Origin of the sequence: Candidatus Amarolinea dominans (genome assembly GCF_016704685.1) — a bacterium.
GTDB lineage: Bacteria > Chloroflexota > Anaerolineae > SSC4 > Amarolineaceae > Amarolinea > Amarolinea dominans.
On the sequence record NZ_JADIZS010000074.1, the window covers coordinates 1 to 20,246 of the forward strand.

25 protein-coding genes and 1 tRNA gene are annotated in these 20,246 nt (G+C 61.0%); 12 read left to right on the plus strand and 14 right to left on the minus strand.

Going from position 1 to position 20,246, the window contains the following annotated elements:
• Positions 1–193: 193 nt before the first annotated feature.
• On the minus strand, positions 194–811 hold the full coding sequence (locus IPF85_RS25150) for a hypothetical protein (protein ID WP_343410794.1): 618 nt from the start codon (positions 809–811) through the stop codon (positions 194–196).
• A 328-nt stretch (positions 812–1,139) separates the two neighbouring features.
• The gene (locus IPF85_RS25155) at positions 1,140–1,343 is read right to left on the minus strand and encodes a hypothetical protein (protein WP_343410795.1); all 204 of its coding nucleotides are present in this window, start codon (positions 1,341–1,343) and stop codon (positions 1,140–1,142) included.
• Positions 1,344–2,075: 732 nt separating this feature from the next.
• On the opposite strand from IPF85_RS25155, the gene IPF85_RS25160 reads away from it, so the two are divergent.
• Positions 2,076–2,567: a DUF4351 domain-containing protein gene (locus IPF85_RS25160; RefSeq protein ID WP_343410796.1), complete on the plus strand. Its 492-nt coding sequence runs from the start codon at positions 2,076–2,078 to the stop codon at positions 2,565–2,567.
• Between the two features lie 111 nt (positions 2,568–2,678).
• Here the strand turns inward: IPF85_RS25160 and IPF85_RS25165 are convergent.
• The 3 genes from IPF85_RS25165 to IPF85_RS25175 all read right to left on the minus strand — a co-directional run bounded on the left by IPF85_RS25165 (position 2,679) and on the right by IPF85_RS25175 (position 5,813).
• Positions 2,679–2,750, minus strand: a tRNA-Arg gene (locus tag IPF85_RS25165).
• A 64-nt stretch (positions 2,751–2,814) separates the two neighbouring features.
• Entirely contained in the window at positions 2,815–4,008 is a 1,194-nt protein-coding gene (locus IPF85_RS25170; protein ID WP_343410797.1) for a sigma-70 family RNA polymerase sigma factor, read from the minus strand.
• 509 nt (positions 4,009–4,517) lie between these two features.
• Entirely contained in the window at positions 4,518–5,813 is a 1,296-nt protein-coding gene (locus tag IPF85_RS25175) for a S1 RNA-binding domain-containing protein (protein ID WP_343410798.1), read from the minus strand.
• A gap of 351 nt (positions 5,814–6,164) precedes the next feature.
• Between IPF85_RS25175 and IPF85_RS25180 the strand changes: the two genes are divergently transcribed.
• From IPF85_RS25180 to IPF85_RS25195, 4 genes are all read left to right on the plus strand, one after another.
• A complete protein-coding gene (locus IPF85_RS25180; protein ID WP_343410799.1) occupies positions 6,165–6,728 on the plus strand; it encodes a GNAT family N-acetyltransferase in 564 nt (187 codons plus the stop codon).
• Between the two features lie 82 nt (positions 6,729–6,810).
• A complete protein-coding gene (locus tag IPF85_RS25185; protein ID WP_343410800.1) occupies positions 6,811–7,857 on the plus strand; it encodes a homoserine dehydrogenase in 1,047 nt (348 codons plus the stop codon).
• An 81-nt stretch (positions 7,858–7,938) separates the two neighbouring features.
• A complete protein-coding gene (gene fbp / locus IPF85_RS25190; protein ID WP_343410801.1) occupies positions 7,939–9,075 on the plus strand; it encodes a class 1 fructose-bisphosphatase in 1,137 nt (378 codons plus the stop codon).
• A 43-nt stretch (positions 9,076–9,118) separates the two neighbouring features.
• Positions 9,119–10,504, plus strand: coding sequence for a tryptophanase (locus IPF85_RS25195; RefSeq protein WP_343410802.1), 1,386 nt, complete (start codon positions 9,119–9,121; stop codon positions 10,502–10,504).
• A gap of 3 nt (positions 10,505–10,507) precedes the next feature.
• Here the strand turns inward: IPF85_RS25195 and IPF85_RS25200 are convergent, their stop codons facing one another.
• Positions 10,508–11,101 carry a hypothetical protein gene (locus IPF85_RS25200; protein ID WP_343410803.1) on the minus strand — a complete coding sequence of 198 codons (594 nt, stop codon included), beginning with the start codon at positions 11,099–11,101 and terminating at the stop codon, positions 10,508–10,510.
• A gap of 185 nt (positions 11,102–11,286) precedes the next feature.
• Here IPF85_RS25200 and IPF85_RS25205 point away from each other — a divergent pair, with 185 nt between their 5' ends.
• The 3 genes from IPF85_RS25205 to IPF85_RS25215 are packed head-to-tail and all read left to right on the plus strand — an operon-like array spanning position 11,287 to position 13,512.
• Positions 11,287–12,564 carry a QueG-associated DUF1730 domain-containing protein gene (locus IPF85_RS25205; protein WP_343410804.1) on the plus strand — a complete coding sequence of 426 codons (1,278 nt, stop codon included), beginning with the start codon at positions 11,287–11,289 and terminating at the stop codon, positions 12,562–12,564.
• Between the two features lie 16 nt (positions 12,565–12,580).
• A complete protein-coding gene (gene mog, locus IPF85_RS25210; RefSeq protein WP_343410805.1) occupies positions 12,581–13,192 on the plus strand; it encodes a molybdopterin adenylyltransferase in 612 nt (203 codons plus the stop codon).
• Entirely contained in the window at positions 13,189–13,512 is a 324-nt protein-coding gene (locus IPF85_RS25215; RefSeq protein ID WP_343410806.1) for an antitoxin AF2212-like protein, read from the plus strand. Before mog ends, IPF85_RS25215 begins: the two co-directional genes overlap by 4 nt.
• Here IPF85_RS25215 and IPF85_RS25220 read toward each other — a convergent pair.
• From IPF85_RS25220 to IPF85_RS25255, 8 genes are all read right to left on the minus strand, one after another.
• On the minus strand, positions 13,442–13,642 hold the full coding sequence (locus tag IPF85_RS25220) for a type II toxin-antitoxin system HicB family antitoxin (protein WP_343410817.1): 201 nt from the start codon (positions 13,640–13,642) through the stop codon (positions 13,442–13,444). The genes IPF85_RS25215 and IPF85_RS25220 overlap by 71 nt on opposite strands.
• 120 nt (positions 13,643–13,762) lie before the next feature.
• Positions 13,763–14,116, minus strand: a complete 354-nt coding sequence (locus tag IPF85_RS25225; RefSeq protein WP_343410807.1) for a nucleotidyltransferase domain-containing protein — start codon at positions 14,114–14,116, stop codon at positions 13,763–13,765.
• On the minus strand, positions 14,109–14,339 hold the full coding sequence (locus IPF85_RS25230; RefSeq protein ID WP_343410808.1) for a type II toxin-antitoxin system HicB family antitoxin: 231 nt from the start codon (positions 14,337–14,339) through the stop codon (positions 14,109–14,111). Before IPF85_RS25230 ends, IPF85_RS25225 begins: the two co-directional genes overlap by 8 nt.
• Positions 14,340–14,403: 64 nt before the next feature.
• The gene (locus IPF85_RS25235) at positions 14,404–14,625 is read right to left on the minus strand and encodes a hypothetical protein (RefSeq protein ID WP_343410809.1); all 222 of its coding nucleotides are present in this window, start codon (positions 14,623–14,625) and stop codon (positions 14,404–14,406) included.
• Between the two features lie 598 nt (positions 14,626–15,223).
• Complete coding sequence (locus IPF85_RS25240; RefSeq protein ID WP_343410810.1) at positions 15,224–16,228, minus strand: formylglycine-generating enzyme family protein; 1,005 nt, start codon at positions 16,226–16,228, stop codon at positions 15,224–15,226.
• A gap of 21 nt (positions 16,229–16,249) precedes the next feature.
• Positions 16,250–16,579: a hypothetical protein gene (locus IPF85_RS25245; RefSeq protein ID WP_343410811.1), complete on the minus strand. Its 330-nt coding sequence runs from the start codon at positions 16,577–16,579 to the stop codon at positions 16,250–16,252.
• A 17-nt stretch (positions 16,580–16,596) separates the two neighbouring features.
• Entirely contained in the window at positions 16,597–16,860 is a 264-nt protein-coding gene (locus IPF85_RS25250; protein WP_343410812.1) for a protein kinase, read from the minus strand.
• Positions 16,854–17,186, minus strand: coding sequence for a hypothetical protein (locus IPF85_RS25255; RefSeq protein WP_343410813.1), 333 nt, complete (start codon positions 17,184–17,186; stop codon positions 16,854–16,856). Before IPF85_RS25255 ends, IPF85_RS25250 begins: the two co-directional genes overlap by 7 nt.
• 340 nt (positions 17,187–17,526) lie before the next feature.
• Between IPF85_RS25255 and IPF85_RS25260 the strand changes: the two genes are divergently transcribed.
• The 4 genes from IPF85_RS25260 (at position 17,527) to IPF85_RS25275 (ending at position 20,205) form a co-directional block, all read left to right on the plus strand.
• The gene (locus IPF85_RS25260; RefSeq protein WP_343410814.1) at positions 17,527–17,676 is read left to right on the plus strand and encodes a hypothetical protein; all 150 of its coding nucleotides are present in this window, start codon (positions 17,527–17,529) and stop codon (positions 17,674–17,676) included.
• A gap of 498 nt (positions 17,677–18,174) precedes the next feature.
• Positions 18,175–18,378: an iron-containing alcohol dehydrogenase gene (locus IPF85_RS25265; protein ID WP_343410815.1), complete on the plus strand. Its 204-nt coding sequence runs from the start codon at positions 18,175–18,177 to the stop codon at positions 18,376–18,378.
• Between the two features lie 128 nt (positions 18,379–18,506).
• The gene (locus IPF85_RS25270) at positions 18,507–19,076 is read left to right on the plus strand and encodes an iron-containing alcohol dehydrogenase (protein ID WP_343410818.1); all 570 of its coding nucleotides are present in this window, start codon (positions 18,507–18,509) and stop codon (positions 19,074–19,076) included.
• Between the two features lie 949 nt (positions 19,077–20,025).
• A complete protein-coding gene (locus tag IPF85_RS25275) occupies positions 20,026–20,205 on the plus strand; it encodes a hypothetical protein (RefSeq protein ID WP_343410816.1) in 180 nt (59 codons plus the stop codon).
• Positions 20,206–20,246: the final 41 nt, after the last annotated feature.

Below are 20,246 nucleotides of genomic sequence, written 5' to 3' on the forward strand. Positions count from 1 at the left end.
GCCAATTCTATTACGCCGACCAAGTCAAGCAAATTAAAGTATTTCAACGTTGTGCTTCCTTTGGATACTATCCCTTTGGCAGCAACACAGAATCCAATTCGTTGTTCTTTGCCGCTTCGCACTCTCCGAGAGTCAAGATTCGATCCGTGTAAAATCGAGTTTCTCATCTCCCATAACTGAGACGCAGTAATGTCTAGGGCTGACAGGTCGGCGTACCCATTGAGCCAATCCACAAAATTCTGTTTTTGTCGCCGTATTCAAGAAATGCCAAAGTGTCAATAAAAGAAACAAGAAGCTTCATGCAAGATACATAATGCCCACTATTGAAAAGTATGTGGATGGCACTAAAGTAATCATCATACATAAGTTTAGGAAGATCAAATCCATCTGGAGTCATGTAATCCTCCAAATAATCACTCATTTCGCCAATCCCAAACTTTGGGTGTTCTTTGTGGTCGCTGAATAGGAAGGGAGAATGATCAGTTGTAACATCAATCTTGGGCCGACCATCAACTATGGGGGTAACACAGCATAACGGATCAAATGGGGCATTCAATTCAAAGAAGATTTCTTCATAAACCTCCAAATGCTTCCCAAGACGACATAAAGCAAAGAACGCATCAACTGTAAGTCCAGCATATTTTCTCGGTATTAAGAACCTTCTGCTGCCCAGAAAATCCTTTGTAATCGAATTTTGCAGGAAAGCCATTTTCTCAGAATCAGTTCCTTTCAACTCATGAACCACAACTCCCAATTCATGGATAACATCATTTTGTGTAAAGTAGAACAAGTTGAAGATTCGTTCTGTCATACGAGTCACTTATTTTTTAGCCCAACGAAATATGGGTTATGCGGTGGCCAATAAGACAGCAGCGCACTTTCCGTAACGGTCGAGCCGCCGCATAACCTGAGTTGAACTGAGCCGTCCGGAAAGACTGGCCGCTTATGTACGCTCCCGCCACGACAAACGACCGATCACCGCGACCGATTCATCCGCCGGTTAATGCCCTGATAGAACCGAGGAGAGCATTGTGTTTTCCCCTCGTTGGGCGCAGATACCAGAAATCTAAACGACCTGTTGGCGGCAACTGACACGTATTTTGGATATCTGTTATGCTCTATTTGTAGGGCGCCAAGAATTACATCTGGCGTTTCAGATCAGCAATTAGCTGTTGGAGTCGCTTTATTTCGTTTCTTTCACGGGAAATTAGCTGGTCATAATCGCGAATCTTGTCATTTTTTTCCCGTTCAAACCTGGTGATGTTGGTTTCATGGGTGGTAATCGATCGAGCGATATCTTCGATCTTATTGGCAATGTCGCCAGTCTGTTGTCCGGTGGTCATGTTAGAGTTCCTTTCATTGATCGGTTAAGCACGTCGCCGTGGGTCGTGCAGTTGATATTCGTGACGTCAACAATCTATTGCCTATGCAGCGGCAAACAAGATGACATCACGTCGTCCATAACGGTTGAGACGCGGCATAGCTCGGCGCCAGCGACTTCCAGGCTCCGCTTGAACTGAGCCATGCGGTGCAAGTTACCTTCTGTCTCATCCCCGTTTCCCGCTTAAATGCCTGATAGAAAGGAGGGCATTCTAAGGTGGACGGGTTTGTCAAGACACGGAAATGGCATTGGCTCAAAATTGGGTGTGATTTCAGTTGCCATAGTGCTACTCCCTCGCCGCGCGGCATGCACAGATCGGGTCGCTGAGTGACAGTTGGTTGCGGGTGAGTCCCACGGTAAACCAGATGCCGCCGGGGTGGCATGGTTATCTGCCTGCATTATTGAGGGCGTCTACCGATTTGTCAAGTTGCCTGCGGCAGCTTGTAGATTGATCCATTTCTGCACTGTCTGGTTGGCGCCAGTGTTCGGCCCCTCGACGGGTGATGAACAATTGATCGGCGCGCGCCAATCGCCGTGGATTGGGGATGATGGATGCTGACGTTCGTCAAGGTTGGGATCGGTGACTCACAGCATTATGGTCCAACCGTGACGTACCACAAATTGGCGAAAGTACCGATGCTGGTAGAATAATTCGAGGAAGTGCTATGACACAGAAACTAATGATTACGGTGGCATGAACTGTACCGTTGTTCAGTATCATCCTGATTTTATGTACCCGCCCGGCGAGACGCTCAAAGAAAAGCTGGAAGAGCTGGGTCTCTCCCCGCACGATCTTGCCGTCCGCCTGGGCTGGACGCTCAAGCATCTGCGTGCGGTATTGCGCGGCGCCGCGGAAATCACCCCCACCATGGCCGGCCAGTTGGAGACAGAACTGGCCATTCCGGCCCATTTTTGGTTAGCATACCAGAAACACTACAACAACTACCTCGCCGCCAAAGCCCTCGCCGAAACAACCTGGTCGCACCTCGTCTTGGAGCAGGGTGCGCGCCGACCCCTTCTGCGGCTCCTGCAGCGACGCTTCGGCTCCGTACCGATTACTGTGCGCGACGATCTGTCAGCCCTGGATGTGGATCAGATCGAAAACCTGGTAGACGTCGCCCTGGCCGCCCCCACCATCGAGGAATTTGCCCGCCGCCTACCCGCACAAGCGCAAGTAGGAAGATGACGAACGCAAAGCAACATGCAGGCTGTGCTTGCGATGCAGAAACTGATGAACCATGCAGAAAAAAAGAGAGACCAGACTCGATGGAGTCTGGTCTCTCTTCTTCGGATTGTGTACCCCCAGCAGGACTCGAACCTGCGCTTTCGGCTTCGGAGGCCGACGCTCTATCCTCTGAGCTATGAGGGCGGGTACAGGTCAAGTGTAGCACACCTGCCTGCTTTTGGCAATCAGCACGCCGGTGCGCTGATGGTCATTCCAGGTAATCGCGCAGCAGGCGACTGCGGCAGGGGTGACGCAGGCGGTTGAGGGCCTGCGCTTCGATCTGGCGAATACGCTCGCGCGTCAGCCCCATCTTGCGTCCTACCTCTTCCAGGGTGTACGTGCGCCCATTGTGCAGTCCGTAGCGCAGGCGCAGGATGCGTGCTTCACGCGGCGGCAAGGTAATGAGAACTTGCTCCATGCGCTCACGCAGCAGCGAATCCATCACCGCATCGGCCGGTTGGATTGATTCGGTGTCCTCGATCAGCGTCCCCAGCTCGCGCTCTTCCTCTTCACCCACTGGCTGCTCCAGTGATGTCGGATGCCGTGACACCTTCAGCAGCCAGCGCACCCGTTCTGGGGTGGTGTTCAGAATACCCGCAATTTCCTCCGACGTGCCGGTGCGCCCGTAGGTCTGCTCAGCTTCTTGCAGGACACGGTATAACTGGCGCACCTTGTCTCCCATGTGTACCGGTAGACGAATGGTGCGCCCCTGGTCAGCCACCGCACGGCTAATGGCCTGCCGAATCCACCACGTGGCATAGGTGCTGAACTTGAATCCGCGGTGGTAGTCGAACTTCTCCACGGCTCGCATCAGGCCCAGGTTGCCTTCCTGGATCAGATCCAGAAACGGGACGCCCTGGCCCATGTAGCGCTTGGCAATGCTGATGACCAGGCGGGTGTTGGCCTGAATCAGCCGCGCCCGTGCCTGCTCCCCTTCCTCCACCCGTGAGCACAACTGCCGACGTTTGAGAACCGGCAAAGGCTCAGGGCGGGTCAGACGCTGCTGCGCCAGGCGACCTGACTCCACCGCGCGTGCCAGCATCATCTCTTCTTCAGCCGTCAGCAGTGGCTCCTTGCTCATCTCGCGGAAGTAAAGATCGGTAATGTCCCCGGCGCCCAAATTGGCAAAAACATCGGCCACGGACGCGCCGTGCTCACTCCCCTGCACGGCACTCGCGTCGCCGCCGGTGCTCTCGAGCGCCACCATCACCTCATCTTCCGTCTCGTAAACCGGCAGATTCTCCTCTTGTAGCTGCGCAAACAGCGTCTCTAACTCAAGCACCTTGCTTTCTGCATTCGGTACCAAACTGAGGATGTCGTCGTAGGTTAAGTAACCTTGCGTCCGCGCTTGTCTGATCAATCTTGCCAACGTTTCCTCGACGATGCGCATCCTATCTTTCATGTCACCATCCTTACAGACCTTTGTTGCTGGTGTGTCATTTGGCTGGTGGGCGATACCGGCCGTTGGCCCCGTATCCTTACGGGCTGGTCGAGCGGTTCCAAATCGTGTACGTATAGATAAAGACCTTACGCTCGGGCGACTTATCCGTTTCCTCCTGAGTGACAATGGGCGCGGCCGAGGGACGTTGGGCGATCGCTGGCGCAGGGGGTGACGATCGCGCGGCGCCGGCTGCGACCGGTGTCGTTGAAACCGGCCGCGGGGCATGCGTGATGATGCGCTCTCGCCGCCGATGCGGGGGGCCATTCTTACCTTCAGGCCCATTCTCACGGCGCGTCTCGGCGCGGGGTGCTCTTTCAGCAGAGCGGCCTGGCTGGCGTTCGACAGGGCGGGGTGTTTTGTTACGCCGTGGTTCAGGCTGTGCCGTCTTGTCGGCCGGCCGGTCAGCCTGCCGCTGGCCGTGTCCTGGCGCCTCGTCCCGCGCTGATGGCGCCCGGCTTGCGGGCGGTGGTTTACCCGTCATGGGTATCTTCCTCTGTGTTAGTTGCAGCACTCGGCGCTTCGATCCACTGCGGCGCCTGGCGCAGGCTCAGCGACACCCGCTCGTGCTCACGGTCAATGGCCAGCACCCGCATGGTGTAATCCTGACCGCGCTGCACGACCTGGCGCGGATGTTCAATGTAGTCATCGCTCAGTTCCGAGATGTGAACCAGCCCTTCTACGCCTGGCTCAACCGTGGCGAAGGCCCCAAAACTGACCAGGTTCGTGATACGGGCCGTGATGAGCTGGCCTGGATGATAACGAGCCTCGATGTCCGCCCACGGATCGGCCTGCGTATGCTTCAGGCTGAGACCCACACGCCCGCGCTCGCGTTCCACACGAATCACTTCCAGCACCAGTTCCTGCCCAACCTTGACGACCTCGCGGGGATGTTTGATCCGTTTCCGGGTCAACTCGCTGAGATGCACCAGGCCATCGGCGCCGCCAATGTCCACGAAAACGCCAAAACTGGTCAGGCTGCGCACACGGCCTGTCACCCGCTGTCCAACCTGCAGCTCGCCCAAGATATGATCGCGCTGCTTATCGCGCCAGGCCCGTTCGGCCAGGCGTTCAGACAACACCAGGCGCCGGCGCTTGCGTTGCACCTCGATGATCCGTACTGGGATCATCTTGCCCACCAGTTTACTCAGTTCATTCTGCTGCTGCTCCGCATCCATCTCAGGCTGAATCGTGCTGAGGTGCGAGTTAGGGATGAAGCCCCGCAGACGCCCCAGGGTGATGGTGACCCCGCCCAGGTTATAGCCGGTGACCCGCGTCTCGAAGACCTCCTGCGCATCCATCAGTTCCTGCGCATGAGTCCAGTCTTCGTCGGCCGCCGCCTGATTACCCGGCTCGCCGCCTGGTTCGCTCGCCTGCTGCACAGCCACCGGCGCCGGGTCAGTCAACCCAGCCTCCACTTCCACAGCTCCCGCGGCGGCCAGTGCCCAGATAGACGGTCGTCGCTGCTGCCGCGTCCGGATATCCAGGAGCGGCTGGTCAGGGTCGGCCAGGGCCGTCATGGCTGCGCGTAGCTCAGCACGCGTCGCGCCGTCCAGGTTTTCGACCGGTAGTAGCGCTCTGGCGCAGCCTCTGGCGCAGCCTCTGGCGCAGCCTCTGGCGCAGCCTCTGGCGCAGCCTCTGGCGCAGCCTCTGGCGCAGTCGGCAACCGCAGTGCCGGTCGAATCGGCCGGCGCCGCGGCAACCGTCACGTTATCCGCCGGCTCGACGCCCTCATTCTGTTCGGTCTGGATCAGATTTGAATCACTCATAACTGGTATGAGCTCCTTACAGCCCTCTACAACCTACCCTGTGTCGCTTGGCCCATGCGCTTTGCTCAATGGTGTCTGCCGAAAATTGACTTAGCCATACCTGACGGCGGTAGTTGGATCGGGCGATGATGTACGATGCGTGTGGTCATGTTGGAGCATTGATTGACACCCACAAAATGCGTCCAGGAAACAAGCTTCACCATTTTAGCATGAGTTGCAAAAAATGTCAAGGGTTGCCGGTTTCGATATTTGGTTTACTGGCGCCTCAGGACGTTGCAGAATTGGGCATCTTGATGTATGATTCATGCAGTAAGCTTGGCTCGAGGTGGATTGGGAGGGAAAAACAACCGAATGGAAACTTTTACGACACGCAATGGCCAGTGGTTGACCGTGCGACCCTTGACGGAAGACGATGCACCTTTGCTGGTGGACCTCTTCCGTCGCCTATCGCCCAACTCACGTTATCAGCGCTTCCATATTCCCATGGAGCACGTGAGTGACGAAACAATCTGGCAGGGTGCGTCCGATATGGCACATGTAGACCAGATCAATCAGGTGGCGCTGATCGCTCTGCTTGCCAGCGACGAGGGTGAGCAGGTCGCCATTGCCGTGGCGCGCGCGCATCGTCAGCCCGGCGGCACAGAGGCCGAGGCGGCCATCGTTGTGCGCGACGATTTTCAGAGCCAGGGCGTGGGCCGGCAGATGCTCGGGTACCTGGTCAACGCGGCGGTGGCTGTGGGCATCACTACTTTCAAGGGCTACGTCCAGGCCGACAACCACCAGATGCTGCATCTTCTGCAAACCATCGGTCTTCAATATTCTCAACATATCGAGCACGCTGAGGCCTACGTGCTGATCCAGTTGCATGAGGTGCCTGCAAAAGGCAGTGCAGGAGCAGTTCCTCCCCGCAGGTAGTCACCAGGGCACGCCGCGCCAGCCCTGGTTGGCCTGGCCGCCGAACACATTTTTGCGACGCAGCGCACGAGAAGGAGGATTCGTGAAGCACAAAGTGGCATTGATCGGTTTTGGTACTGTCGGCCAGGGGCTGGCGGAGATCTTGCAGGCACGCGCAACCGCATTGGAGGTCAACAGCGGTGTGACCTTTGTCGTCGTCGCGGTCAGCGACCTGCTCAAGGGCAGCGTACACCAGCCGGATGGGCTTGACCTGGGCCTTTTGCTCGACCTGGCCCGCCGGGGCGAGCGCCTGGATGCCTATCCCGATGGCCCAGGAATGATCAAAGGCTGGGATAGCCTGACCACCATTAGCGCCAGCCAGGCCGACACCGTGGTGGAGGTGAGCTGGACCGATGTCAAGACCGGACAGCCGGCCATCAGTCATGTCAAAGCAGCGTTGGCCAGCGGCAAGCATGCGGTGCTGACCAACAAAGGCCCCATCGCCCTGGCTTACCACGAGCTGCAAGCAGCCGCGGACGCGGCTGGCCGCCTGCTGCGCTTCGAAGGCACGGTGATGAGCGGCACGCCTTCCATTCGCCTGGGGCGGCAGGCCCTGGCCGGTTGTCAGATCAGCGAGATCAAGGGCATTCTCAACGGCACCACCAACTACATCCTGACTCAGATGGAGGCAGGAACCAGTTACGCGGACGCGCTGGCCTCGGCGCAGCGCCTGGGGTATGCCGAAGCCGATCCGACGGCCGACGTGGAGGGTTTCGACGCGCTGGCCAAGGTGGTCATCCTGGCTAATGCGCTGCTGGGCGCCCATGTCAACCTGACAAGCGTGCCTCGCCAGGGCATCACCGGCCTCAGCCAGGCCGACATTGCCGCGGCCACAGCGGCCGGCGAGCGCTGGAAGCTGATCGGTCGCGTCACCCGACAGGCCGATGGCACGGTTGCGGCCAGCGTGCAGCCGCTGCGGCTGCCGTTCGCTCACCCCCTGGCCGGCGTGAGCGGCGTGACCAACGCCATCACCTTCACCACCGACCTGCTCGGCGATGTCACCCTCGTGGGGCCGGGCGCCGGGCGTCAAGAGACCGGTTTTGCCGTCTTGAGCGATCTCCTGGATATTGCGCTGCACAGCCGGTCGTAGGTCATCCTGACCCGCTGTGCCCGCAACCCGTCAATTGTCAAGTTCCAAGCGCGTGACAGTACCCAGTAAGGAGGAGAAACAATGGCGTCATTCCTACCCAGAGGCCCGCTGCAGACCATCGAGCGCCACATTTTGGAGCAGCAGAAGTTCCATCCCGAGGCCACCGGCACCCTGACCGGCCTGTTGTACGATATGGCCCTTGCCGGTAAGATCATCGGCAGCCATATTCAGCGCGCCGGCCTGGCTGAGATTCTCGGCACGACCGGCGAAGAGAACGTGCAAGGCGAGGAGGTGCAGAAGCTGGACGTGTTTGCCCAACGCACCATCTATCGCCTGAACGACCACACCGGGCGCCTGGCCTGCATGGGCTCCGAAGAAGAACCTGAAATTATCGCGATTCCAGAACGCTTTCCCCAGGGCAAATACGTCCTGCTCTTCGATCCGCTCGATGGTTCATCGAACATTGACTCGAATGTCAGTGTCGGTACCATCTTTTCCATCTATCGCCGTGTGACGACCGCCGGCCCCGGGACGAATGAGGATGTTCTGCAGCCCGGCAACCGCATCGTCGCCTCTGGCTACATCATCTACGGCTCCAGCACGATGCTCGTCTACAGCACAGGCTATGGCGTTCATGGTTTCACCCTGGACCCCATGATTGGTGAGTTCCTGCTTTCCCATCCCGACATTCGCGTCCCGGAGAAACCCAAATACTACAGCGTCAATCAAAGTAACGAGATTCACTGGTCGGACGGGATACAGCGTTTCACCCGCTACATGCAGGGCATGGACAACGGCTTCAAGGGTCTTTCTGCCCGTTACATTGGTTCGATGGTGGCCGATTTTCACCGCAATCTGTTGCAGGGCGGCATCTTCTACTACCCGGCCGATCTGAGGGACCCCCAAAAACCGACGGGCAAACTGCGTCTGCTGTATGAATGCGCGCCGCTGGCGTTCATTGCCGAAAACGCTGGAGGGTATGCCTCCAATGGCCGGCAGCGCATTCTCGACATCCAGCCCACTGTGCTGCATCAACGGGTGCCGCTCTACATCGGCAATCGCAGCCTGGTGGAAAAGGCCGAAGAATTCATCCGCTCGTACGACACAACAACGGCAGATCAGAGCAAATCGCACTACTCTGGTTCTGTGATCTCTGTGGTTAAAACCAGGCTCGAACTGCTGGTCTTTCCTGGCAGAAGCCGGGTTCCCGCGCCATGATCCGGAGTCTGACCGCTGCCCCTGGTTTCAATTTGGAGGAGCCGTGCATCCACATTTCAGAACGATTATCGAACCGTTTCGCATCAAAACGGTCGAACCGATTCAGTTTACCACTTGGGAACAGCGCGCGGACATCATCGAAGCGGCCGGCTACAACCTGTTCCTGGTACGCGCCGAAAATGTGCTGATTGATCTGCTGACCGATTCGGGCACCGGCGCCATGTCTTCGTTTCAATGGGCCGGCATGATGCAGGGCGATGAGAGCTACGCCGGCGCGCGTTCGTTCTACAAATTCGAAGCGGCCGCGCAGCGCATCACCGGCTTCAAGCACATCATCCCCACACACCAGGGGCGGGCAGCCGAGCGCATTCTGTTTGGCAACGTGTGCAAGCCCGGCTACGTGGTCCCTAACAACACCCATTTCGATACCACCCGCGCCAACGTGGAGTGCCAGGGCGCGCAGGCGCTCGATCTGCCCTGTGCCGAGGCGCATCAGCCGGCGCTCATCGCACCGTTCAAGGGCAACATGGACGTGGACGCGCTGACGCACACCCTGCAAACCGTCCCCCGCGACCAGGTGCCGGTCGTCATGCTGACCGTCACCAATAACTCTGGCGGCGGGCAACCGGTCAGCATGGCCAATATCCGCGCGGTCAGCCAGGTCTGTCATGCGCATGGCGTGCCCTTTTTCCTGGATGCCTGCCGCTTTGCCGAGAATGCCTTCTTCATCAAGCAGCGTGAGCCAGGCTACGCGGACAAGACGGCGCTGGAAATTGCCCAGGAGATGTTCTCCTATGCCGACGGCTGCACCATGAGCGCCAAGAAGGACGGCATGGCGAACATCGGCGGTTTCCTTGCCCTGCATGATGATGACCTGGCGCAGCGCTGCAAGAACACCCTGATCCTGACCGAGGGCTTCCCAACCTACGGTGGCCTGGCCGGCTACGATCTGGAGGCGATTGCGGTTGGCCTGGAGGAGGTGCTGCACGAGGACTATCTGCGCTACCGCCTGCGCTCGATTGCCTACCTGGGCGAAAAACTGGACGCGGCCGGCGTGCCCTTCATGAAACCGACCGGCGGCCACGCGCTCTACCTGGATGCCGCGGCCATGTTGCCGCACATCCCGGCCAGCCACTACCCGGCGCAGGCCCTGGCGGTGGCGCTCTATCAGGAAGGCGGTATCCGCAGTGTGGAGATTGGCAGTGTGATGTTTGGTCGCGTCCACGCCGATGGCAGCGAGGAGCCGGCCGCCCTGGAACTGGTGCGCCTGGCCTTCCCGCGGCGGGTGTATACGCAGAGCCATGTGGACTATGTCGCAGAAGTTGTCACCTATGTCGCGCGCCTGAAGGACAACCTGCGCGGCTACCGGATTAGCTGGCAGCCGCCGCAGTTACGCCACTTCTCGGCCCAGTTCGAACCGCTGAGGTGAAGATCAAAGCGGACGCACGGTATACACGATGCGTCCTTCCTGCACTTCGACATCTTCCACATAATAGCCGGTGGTGCTGCCAGTCAGAACCCGCTCCAGCAGGCCGGGGATTGCGGCCGTCAGCAGGTTGTTTGGCTCGACGCTCTCGGTGTTGAAATGGGCCACGCCATCGGTTGCCGTCACCGTGCCTACGACCCTGAGCGATCCCATGTTCAGGATGCCATAGCGCAGACTGTCAACCGTCAAAATCACTTTGCCGCCGGTGAAGGTCGCGTCGAAGTTCTCGGTCTGAACTTGCTCCTGCATCTCGTCGCTGTTGACCGAGTCCTCCAGGTCCTGTTCGGTGACGATGAACTGCTGGCTCTGGTCCGCACCCTCTGTCGGCGGCGTGGCGGCGGTCAGGGGGGTGGGTGTGGCGCGTGCCAGCGTAGGCAGCGGTCGCGGGGTGGGCGACGTTGTTGCTGGCGGCGGGTCGCTTGGCCCCGACGGGGTCGCGGTCGGCGCGACGGCCGTGCTGCGGGCGGAGAGCGAGCCACAGGCCAGGATGAGCAGCAGCGCGCTTGCCGCCAGCAGAAGAGCAGACAGGCGATTTTTCACAGGCAGAGTCCTCATTTCACAAGAATCGCAGGCGTCTTGGCGCCTGTGCGGTTTTGCTGACGTCGGCGCATCACTAATCGTTCCGGCGCAGAGCCATGATTATAGCCGAATGCGCCGCCGGGTCAAGCGCCATCTTTGACAAGCCACGTGAAAGGGCTACCATACGGCCACCTATGCACGTCTCCATGATGACACCACAGCTAAAAGCCCTGACGCAACAGTTGAAACAGCGCGCCCGTGACCTGGGCTTCGACCTGGTTGGGATTGCGCCGGCCGGACCCGCGCCGCAGGCGGATGCCTACGCGCGCTGGCTGGCCCGCGGTTACCACGGCGCCATGGGCTATCTGGCGCGGCCAGACGCCGTGGCCGCACGCGCGGAGGTGCAGCAGCGCCTGCCCAACGCCCGCTCGCTGGTCGTGCTTGGCATCAGCTACGCGACAGGCGCGCTGCCAGAGCTGCTGGCGGCGGACCCGTCACGCGGCCGGATTGCCAGCTTTGCCTGGGGTATGGATTACCACGATCTGCTGAAGCCGCGCCTCTACGCGCTGGATGGCTGGCTGCGCGGTCGAACGGGGCGCACGACGCCAGGCAAGGTGAGCGTTGATTCGGCGCCGGTGCTCGAACGCGGCTGGGCGCAGCAGGCCGGAATCGGCTTCAGCGGCAAGAACACCTGCCTCATTCACCCCCGGCTCGGCTCCTGGCTGCTGCTGGCTACCCTGCTGGTGCCAGAAGAGCTTGAGTTCGATGAGCCGGCGACCCTGACCACTGACGTAGCCGCGGCAGCGCCGATTGCCCTGTTGGACATCGAGCAGCAGACCCCGCGCGCGCCGGCCTGGCGGTTTGCGGACGGCGCACGCGGCGGCTGCGGTGGCTGCACCCGCTGCCTGGCGGACTGCCCAACGCAGGCCTTTGCGGCGCCCTTTGTCCTGGATGCTCGCCGCTGCATCTCGTACTTGACCATCGAACTGAAGGGCGCCATCCCGCGTGAACTGCGGCCACGGCTCGGTAATTGGATTTTCGGCTGCGACGTGTGCCAGGCGGTGTGTCCCTGGAACGGACGCCGCTGCCAGACCGATGCGGCCAAAGCGACGGCCCTGTTCGCCCCGCGGTTGGATGACCTGGCGCCCCCCCTGCTCGACCTGATCGAACTGGATGATGCGGCCCTGCGCGCACGTTTTCGCCGCAGCCCGCTGCTGCGCGCCGGCCCGCGCGGCTTGCTGCGCAACGTGTGCGTGGCCCTGGGCAACTGGGGCCATCCCGTGGCGGTGCCGGCGCTGGCGCGGCGCCTGGCTGATCCTGAGCCGCTCCTGCGCAGCCATGCGGCGTGGGCTTTGGGGCAGATGGATGATCCCGCGGCGCGCCTGGCCCTGGCCCGCGGCTGGCGGACCGAGACTGACCCTGACACGCGTCTGGAGATCAGCCTGGCGCTGGACAAAAGCAGTAAGGGCGCGCACGCCACTTGAGAAAGGAACCAACACCATGCTTATGCGAGTCGGAGTCTTGACCGTCAGCGACCGGACGGCACGCGGGGAAACAGAGGATGCCAGCGGGCCGTTGTTGCAACAGATGGTGCGTGAGCGCCTGGCCGGCCTGATCGTGGCGACCGCGGTGGCGCCCGATGAGCGCAACGTGATCGAGGAAGTGCTGCGACGGTGGGCGGATGAGGAAGAAATAGATCTGATTCTGACGACCGGCGGTACCGGCTTTGCCCTGCGCGATGTCACGCCGGAGGCCACGCGCCACGTGATCGAGCGCGAAGCGCCCGGTTTCGCTGAGGCCATGCGCGCAGCCAGCCTGCAAGTGACGCCGCACGCCATGCTCAGCCGGGCTGTGGCGGGCATTCGTGGGCGCACACTGATCATCAACCTGCCGGGCAGCCCCAAGGCGGTGCGTGAGAATCTGGAGACGATTCTACCCGCGTTACCGCATGCCATCGAACTGCTGCAGGCGCCCCCCGCGGCCACCTACACCTTCGCGCAACCGGGCGAGCATCAGCCTGCGCCAGCGCAAACACCTGCACCCGCCGGCGGCGCAGCGTCCCCGGCCTGGGCGAGCCAGTTCGAGGCTTACCTGGTAAGGATGCATCCATGACAAACTACATTATCCCTGCCGTTTATGAGAATGGTGTATTTCGCCCCTTGCAAACACCCCCGATGCTGGCGGAGCACCAGGGCGTTCAACTGTACAGGGTCGTGGTGCCTTCGAGAGAGCAGGTTGCAGCCGCCGTTGAGCGATTGCAGCCTGAGCAACTGGCAGATCTATGGGAGATTATCTCTGGTTGGCTAGATGCAGCGCCTTCGCCGCTCTACCGGATTCACGAATCTGCCCTCGCGACCGGCGTCAATGACCTGGCTGAACAACACGATCATTACCTGTACGGTACGGACCGAAAGTTTCGATATGAAACGTAATGGCTGATTTGACATCGGCTAGCGCCTCTTCGTAACTATTGCCCTGCCCCACAACCACGCCTCTTAGATTCAGTGGGTAGGCCACGTAACCGTCAATGTGTTTCTCAACCACAATCTTGAACTGCCTAATCATCTGATTCTCCTTCGAGCTCATGCCGTCATCTATGGTTTGTGCGCTGTCACTTGTGGTGTTGCTCATGGAGCTTCCTTGAAGACGATGAGTGGAGGTGGAGCAGGAAGCAGATGGGTGTCACTGCACGAGAATACCGCGTGTCTTGACCTCCCAGGCCAGCGGGTGTTCGTCGCGGAACTGTTCGGGTCGGAAGCCGATGACTTCGAAGCGCGCATCGAGCCGCGTCGCCAGGGTGGTCAGGCGCACCCAGTCCTGTAAGCGGTCCCCCGTCAAGTCTGGCGAGATCACCGCGACATCAATGTCGCTGTCGGCGTCAGCCGTGCCAGCCGCGTAAGAACCGTAGAGATAGACCGCGGTCATATCCAGGTCCTGTGCGCACAGGACGCATCGCAATTCCTGCACCTTGAGGATGACCTGCTCTTGTCTTATGACTCCGCTTTTGGCTCTCGTTGCAATTCCTGCTTCAGCCATGATGCAACCTCTTGTGCGGTTCAGGGATGGTCATGTTCTGCTCCAGGGCCACGGTCAGCCAACCCTGCATCGCTTCGCGGATCATCGTCAGGGCTTCGGCGGCGCTGTCACCCTGACTCATGCACCCCGGCAGTTCCTTGACGCGCACAAACCAGCCGTCTTCTGCGTCATGCTTGAGTTCAATCGTGTAGGGTAGGCTCAAATAGGGGGTTGTCTTTTTCATCGGATTCTCTTTCATTCGTCCTGCAGCGCCACCAGGTTTTCCTCCAGCCACCGCTCGAAGCGCGTCACGGCCTCCTGCCTGCGCTGGCCGTGCGCCGACCGTCGCGGACAGATTCCTTCGGAAACAGGGCAATCAAGGTGCGCAGTGCGCGATTCACCGAATCGGAATCAGGGAAATAACGCAGGACATCTGGGTCGAGGACAACAGCTCCCTGGGTTGGCTTGACCTCACGCGTGACCGTCGCACCGTCCGCGGCATGAATGATGATCGTATATCCGCCTTGCATGGCCGCAGCATGCTTTCCGCGTACGCCCCGCGAGAAATCATACTCAGATCGCATGTCGTCATCTATGGTTTGCGTTGTCACTTTTCGCGTTGCTCAAAGTTCATTTCCCTGATCTTCGACCACATCAACCGGATTGAATGAAATCAGCGTGCGTGAGGCATTATAGACGATGCCTCAAGAATGAACAAGCCAACCGATGAACCGGCGTTTGGACGTTGTCAAGCAACAAAATCATGCTTGGTGCGTTGACGGCGCAAGCCTCCGGCTTGCGTTACAGCCGTAGGTCACGTCTCTGGCGTGACGTCGCCGTCTGCAACAAATCATGCTTGCCTTATCCCTGTCCGTAACTGCTCCGGGCCTCGTGCGCCGGCTGCGGCCGCCGCATGAATTCGGGCCGCAAGGGGCGTTCCGCCCCAAGTCAGCCTGCGCCGACCGGCATTGCGTCCACGGAGGTGGACGCCCGGCGGCACGCCCTTGAGGCGCGATTTCAATCGCTCAACCTCAACCCAGACAGGGGGCCGCAGCCCCCTGCACCCCCGCTCAGCTCTGTCCCGCCGTGCTGTTCCCTGGCTTACACCAGCAGTCGTTGTCAATGAACTCAGAATTCCAGAGTCCCCAGAGACTCAGAGGCCGGGGACGCCACCCGAAAACCCACATCGGTTGCGGGGCCCGGGTCGAGCCTGTCCCGGCTGGCGGCGGAGCGCACATTCCACGCTCCATGGTACCAACACCCGCCCCGCAGGACACGACGAACATCTGTGCTACTCTGGTCTTCTCGCCCATCATTACTTTTGTAGGGATAATTCCCATATTCGCTGCTCACCCATTCCCATACGTTCCCCGCCAGGTCATGCACTCCGTAAGGACTCACCCCATTCGCATAGCTCCCCACCGGCGCTGTGGTGGTATATCCATCATCCACGCCAGCATCCTTATAGTCATACTGACAGTTCTTGTCGCAGAAGTCCGCCCACGTCCCGTCCCACATATTCCCCCACGGGTAAATCCGCCCATCCGTCCCCCGCGCCGCCTTCTCCCACTCCGCTTCGCTCGGCAGCCGCCCCCCCGCCCAGCGCGCATACGCGTAGGCCTCATACCAACTCACGCACACCACCGGCTGCTCCGCTTGATTGAAGTTGCCATCGCCCCAACAACCCGGCTGCGTGGCATTGTTCTGCCCCTTCCACGCCCAGCCCGCTTCCGTCCAGTACTGCTGCTGGTTGTAACCGCCGGCATCCACGAACTTCCGGTACTGCCCATTCGTCACTTCCGTGCGGTCTATCCAAAACCCCGCCACAGTCACCCGGTGCTGCGGCTTCTCATCGTCATACGTCTGGCTGTCGTTGGCCGCCGACCCCATCGTGAATTCGCCTGCCGGCACCCAGACCATCACCGCCCCGTCCGCTGCACGCGCGCGCGTCGTTCCGCCGCTAGGCGTAGGCGTAACTGTCGGCGTCAGTGTGTCCGGATCCTTCGGCAGCGGCGTCGCAGTCAGCGGGGTCACGGTCACTATTGGTTTCGCCGTCGCCCGGCCGGACGACCACGGTCGGCGTGGAAGCTGCGAGCCGCCCAACGCCCCCACCCTCGCACCACGCAGCGTCACGTCACAGCGCGCCGATCCCGATCAGCGCCCAGGCTGACACGTTGCGCTCACGCCGCACCGGCGCCAGCGCGGGCCGCGGCGGGGCGACGGCCGGCAACGGACCTGGGTGGGCGGAGCCACCGGCGCCGGGGGCGCGGGGCGCGCGGTTTTGGCCGCGGCCAGACCCGCCTCCCACTCCTGACGCAGCGCGGCCACGGTCGCCGGCCGGTTGGTGGGCTGCGTCTCCAGGCCGTGCAGCAGCGCCCGGTCCAGCGCCGGGCTGAGGGTGGGATTCAGGGCGCGCGGCGGAGTCAAGGTCGCCGTCCCCACCGCGCGCTTGACGCTCTCCGGCGGCGGTTCGCCGGTCAGCATCGCGTACAGCGTGGCGGTCAGCGCGAGGCATCCGGTGCGCTGATCGGTGTGCGCCGCTGCCGTACTGCCCAGCGGCGACAGCCCGCGGTCACGCCCAGCGCGCCGCTGGCCGTACTCTGGTAGGTCGAGCCCACCTTGCTCAGGCCAAAGTCCACCAGGAAGGCGTGTCCCTCCGGCGTGATCTTGATGTTCTGCGGCTTGATATCGCGGTGAATGATGGGCGTATTCTGGCTGTGCAGGTAGGTCAAGGCGTCGCACACCTGCCCCAGCCAGCTCAGCACCTCGGCTGGCGCTTGACGGCCGCCGGCCAGCAGCTTCGGCCAGGTTGATGCCCTCGATGAAGGTCATCACCAGGTACTGCGCCGTCGGCCGTGATGAAATGATCGGTCACCGTGGGCAGGTTGCTGTGGTGCAGGCGGGCCAGCGTCAGCGCCTCGCGTTCGAACTGTGCGCGGGCGTCGAGCGTCACCAGGCTGTTTTCCTTCAGCGCCACGGCCATGCGCAGGCGTTGATCGAACGCCTTGTAGACCGCGCCCATCCCGCCCTGACCGAGCAGGGATTCGACGCGGTAACGGTTTTCCAGAATCATGCCAGGTTGCAGAGGCATCGGTACACTCCTTCGATGTACATTTTTCTGCCACGAATTTCACTAATTTTCACGAATTCTTCTTTGCCTTCGTGTCAATTCGTGGCAATTGGTAGCAAAAAATCCCTGATTTCTCTGCCACGAATTTTCACTAATTTTCACGAATTGTTTTCTTCTTTCGTGGCAATTCGTGGCAAAATCCTGACGCCATTATAGACGACTACACTGGAATGAACAAGCCGCCGGCCGCCAATGCGACTCTGCGCTTTGTCAGCAGATCGAAAGCATGTTACAATGGTTATATCGCAGCGCGTCATCTTGGCGCTGCATCCATGAACACTACGTTAAGGAGGATCGAGTCATGAAACTTGCATTTCCGAGCGAGGAATGGGCCAAGCAGTTGCAGGTAGAGCTGAACCAGAGTCAAGACTACGCCGAGGCCGCAGCCACGTGGGAAGCGACTTCTATTTCGTTGTGGATGCGGGTCAGGGTGTCGCCAAGGAAGAGGTGATGTACCTGGATCTGTGGCACGGCAAATGCCGCGAAGCCGGCATGCTGGCGGATCACTGGTCAAGACCAGAATTTGTCATTGCCGCGCCGCTGGCGCGTGGAAACAGGTCATCGGCCGCAAAATTGACCACATCAGGCCCTGGTGACGCGCAAACTCCAAGCTGCAGGGCAACATGCTCAAGATCATGAAGTCGGTCAAGCCGCCAGCCAGGTTGGTGCGCTGCACCACCTTCATCCCCCGCAGTATCGACGAGGTCCAAGGCCTGGCCGCAGGCGACGGCGTCTCATACGGCAAGGTTCCGCAGCACGTAGGAGGCGGTTATGTGGTTTTCCAAGCGCCTGAGATCGTCTACGGCGAGGATGCCCTGAGCTACCTCAGCCACTTGCAGGGCCAGCGCCTTCATTGTCACCGATGCCGTGTTGGCCAAACTGGGCTATCCCGGGATGGTCATCGCCCAGTTGAAGGAGGCCGGCATCCCCGCGGCCGTCTTTTTCGGACGTGGAGCCGGGGCCTTCGCTGGAAACCGTCGCACCAGGGCGCGGCGGCCATGCTGGAGTTCAGCCTGATTGGATCATCGGCCTGGGCGGCGGCGGCTCCATGGACGCGGCCAAAGCCATGTGGATCCTGTACGAATACCCTGACATCGGACCGGCGCGATCAACCCGGTCGTGCCCATCGGCCTGCGCAGCAAAGCGCGCCTGATCGCCATTCCCCACCAGCGGCACCGGCTCCGGGCCACCTGGGCCACCGTGCTGACCGACGTGGAAGAGCGCGCAAGCTCAGCCTGCCTCGCGCGAGATTTTGCCTGACCTGGTCAACCAGACCCGGCGCTGACGGCCAACCTGCCGCCTCGCGTCACCGCGGACACCGGCATTGACGTGCTCCACCCACGCCATCGGGGCCCACACGCAGTTCCTGGCACAACGACTTCTCCGACGGCCTGGCCTGAAGGCCATCCAACTGGTGTTCGACACCTGCCGATCCCGGTCAGCCAGGGCGCCAAGGACATGGAGGCGCGCGAGCGCATGCACAACGCGGCCACTATCGCCGGCATGGCCTTTGGCAATGCGCAGGCCGCGCTCGCCCACTCGCTGGGACACACCCTCGGCGCCAGCTTCCACATCCCGCACGGCCGCAGCGTCGGCATGTACCTGCCCTACACCATCGAATACTGCGTGCGCGGCCCAGGGACCCCCGGTTACGCGGACCTGGCGCGCTTCCTGGGCCTGCCTGCCACGGATGGAGGCGCAGGGCGCGCAGCCAACCTGGCGGCCGCCATTCGCGACCTGGAGCGCCGGCTGGGCCTGCCCTCTCCGAAGCGAGATGGGAATCGAACCCCGCGCAGTACGACGACGAAATCAGCCGCATGGTGCTGCTGGTCCAAGACGACACCTCGGTGACGATGCCGCCCGTGTGCCTAACCGGGCCACGACACCGCCAAGCTCCTGCGCCTACACCCCGACGGCGTCAATTGACTTTTGGGCGCGGCGCGCCGAGAAACCGCTGCGGCCTGGTGACGGTGATCGTCGCCGGGCCGCCGCCAATGATCTGCCCCGAATAAGGAACCGCCTGCCGACCGTGCTTTCGGGGCAGCGCCGGACTGAAAACAGGGACACTCGTATGACCACCTCCTGGCTATCTCGGCCAAAATCCTGCGGGTTGATCTGACGCAGCAGCGCACCTGGATCGAACCGCTGAACGCAGACTACGCAGCGTTTTCCCCGGGCAGCGGCGGGCGCAAACGCCGCTATCTGTGGGATTATGCGCTGACACCAACCGGGGACGGACAACCCGCTCATCTTCGGACGGGCCGTTGGTCGGCACCGCCACCCCGCCGGGCCGCTGCAGCGTGGTGACGCTCGCCCGCCACCGCCTGACCGTGAGGGGTAACAGCGGCGGCTTCCTTCGGCCCCGGCCCTGCGCCAGGCCGGCTTCGACGGCATCATCATCACGGGCCAGGCGCAAACACCGGTCTACCTGAGCATCGCCTTTCGGCGTGAAGCGCAGTTTGCCGACGCCCGGCCACCTGTGGGGCCCCGACATACGCGGTGGGGAGCGGGTCCAAGGCCGAGACTCAGCCAGCTTGCCTGGCGCGTGGCACGTTGCGGGCCCGGTCAAGGGGAAAGGCTGGTCAAATTCGCCGCGGTGATGAACGATCACGGCCGTTGCGCCGCGCCTTACCGGGGGCAAGCGCGGTCATGGGCAGCAAGGATCCGAAACCGTTGCCGGCACCGCGTCGCGGAAATCCCTGGTCACGATCCCAAGAGTCCAAAAGAGACGCTGTCGGCACACAGGGAAGTTCGTCATCGAAGATTCTCCTCTCACGGCGCTGCAAGTGGGGCGGCACCCGTGCTCAGTTTGGATGCCGGCTTCATGTACGGCGCGATTTGCCGCTGGCGCTATTACACCGCCACGAATCATGCCTACACCGAAAATAACGTCAACATGAGCACGATGGCCGAAACCATGTCGCACCTCGTCACCTATTGCGCTGCTTCCGGCCTGCCCCATCGCGTTTGCAAACCGTGAAGTCCGCCTGGACAAGTATCAGGAAGCGGTGGTGGACGGGC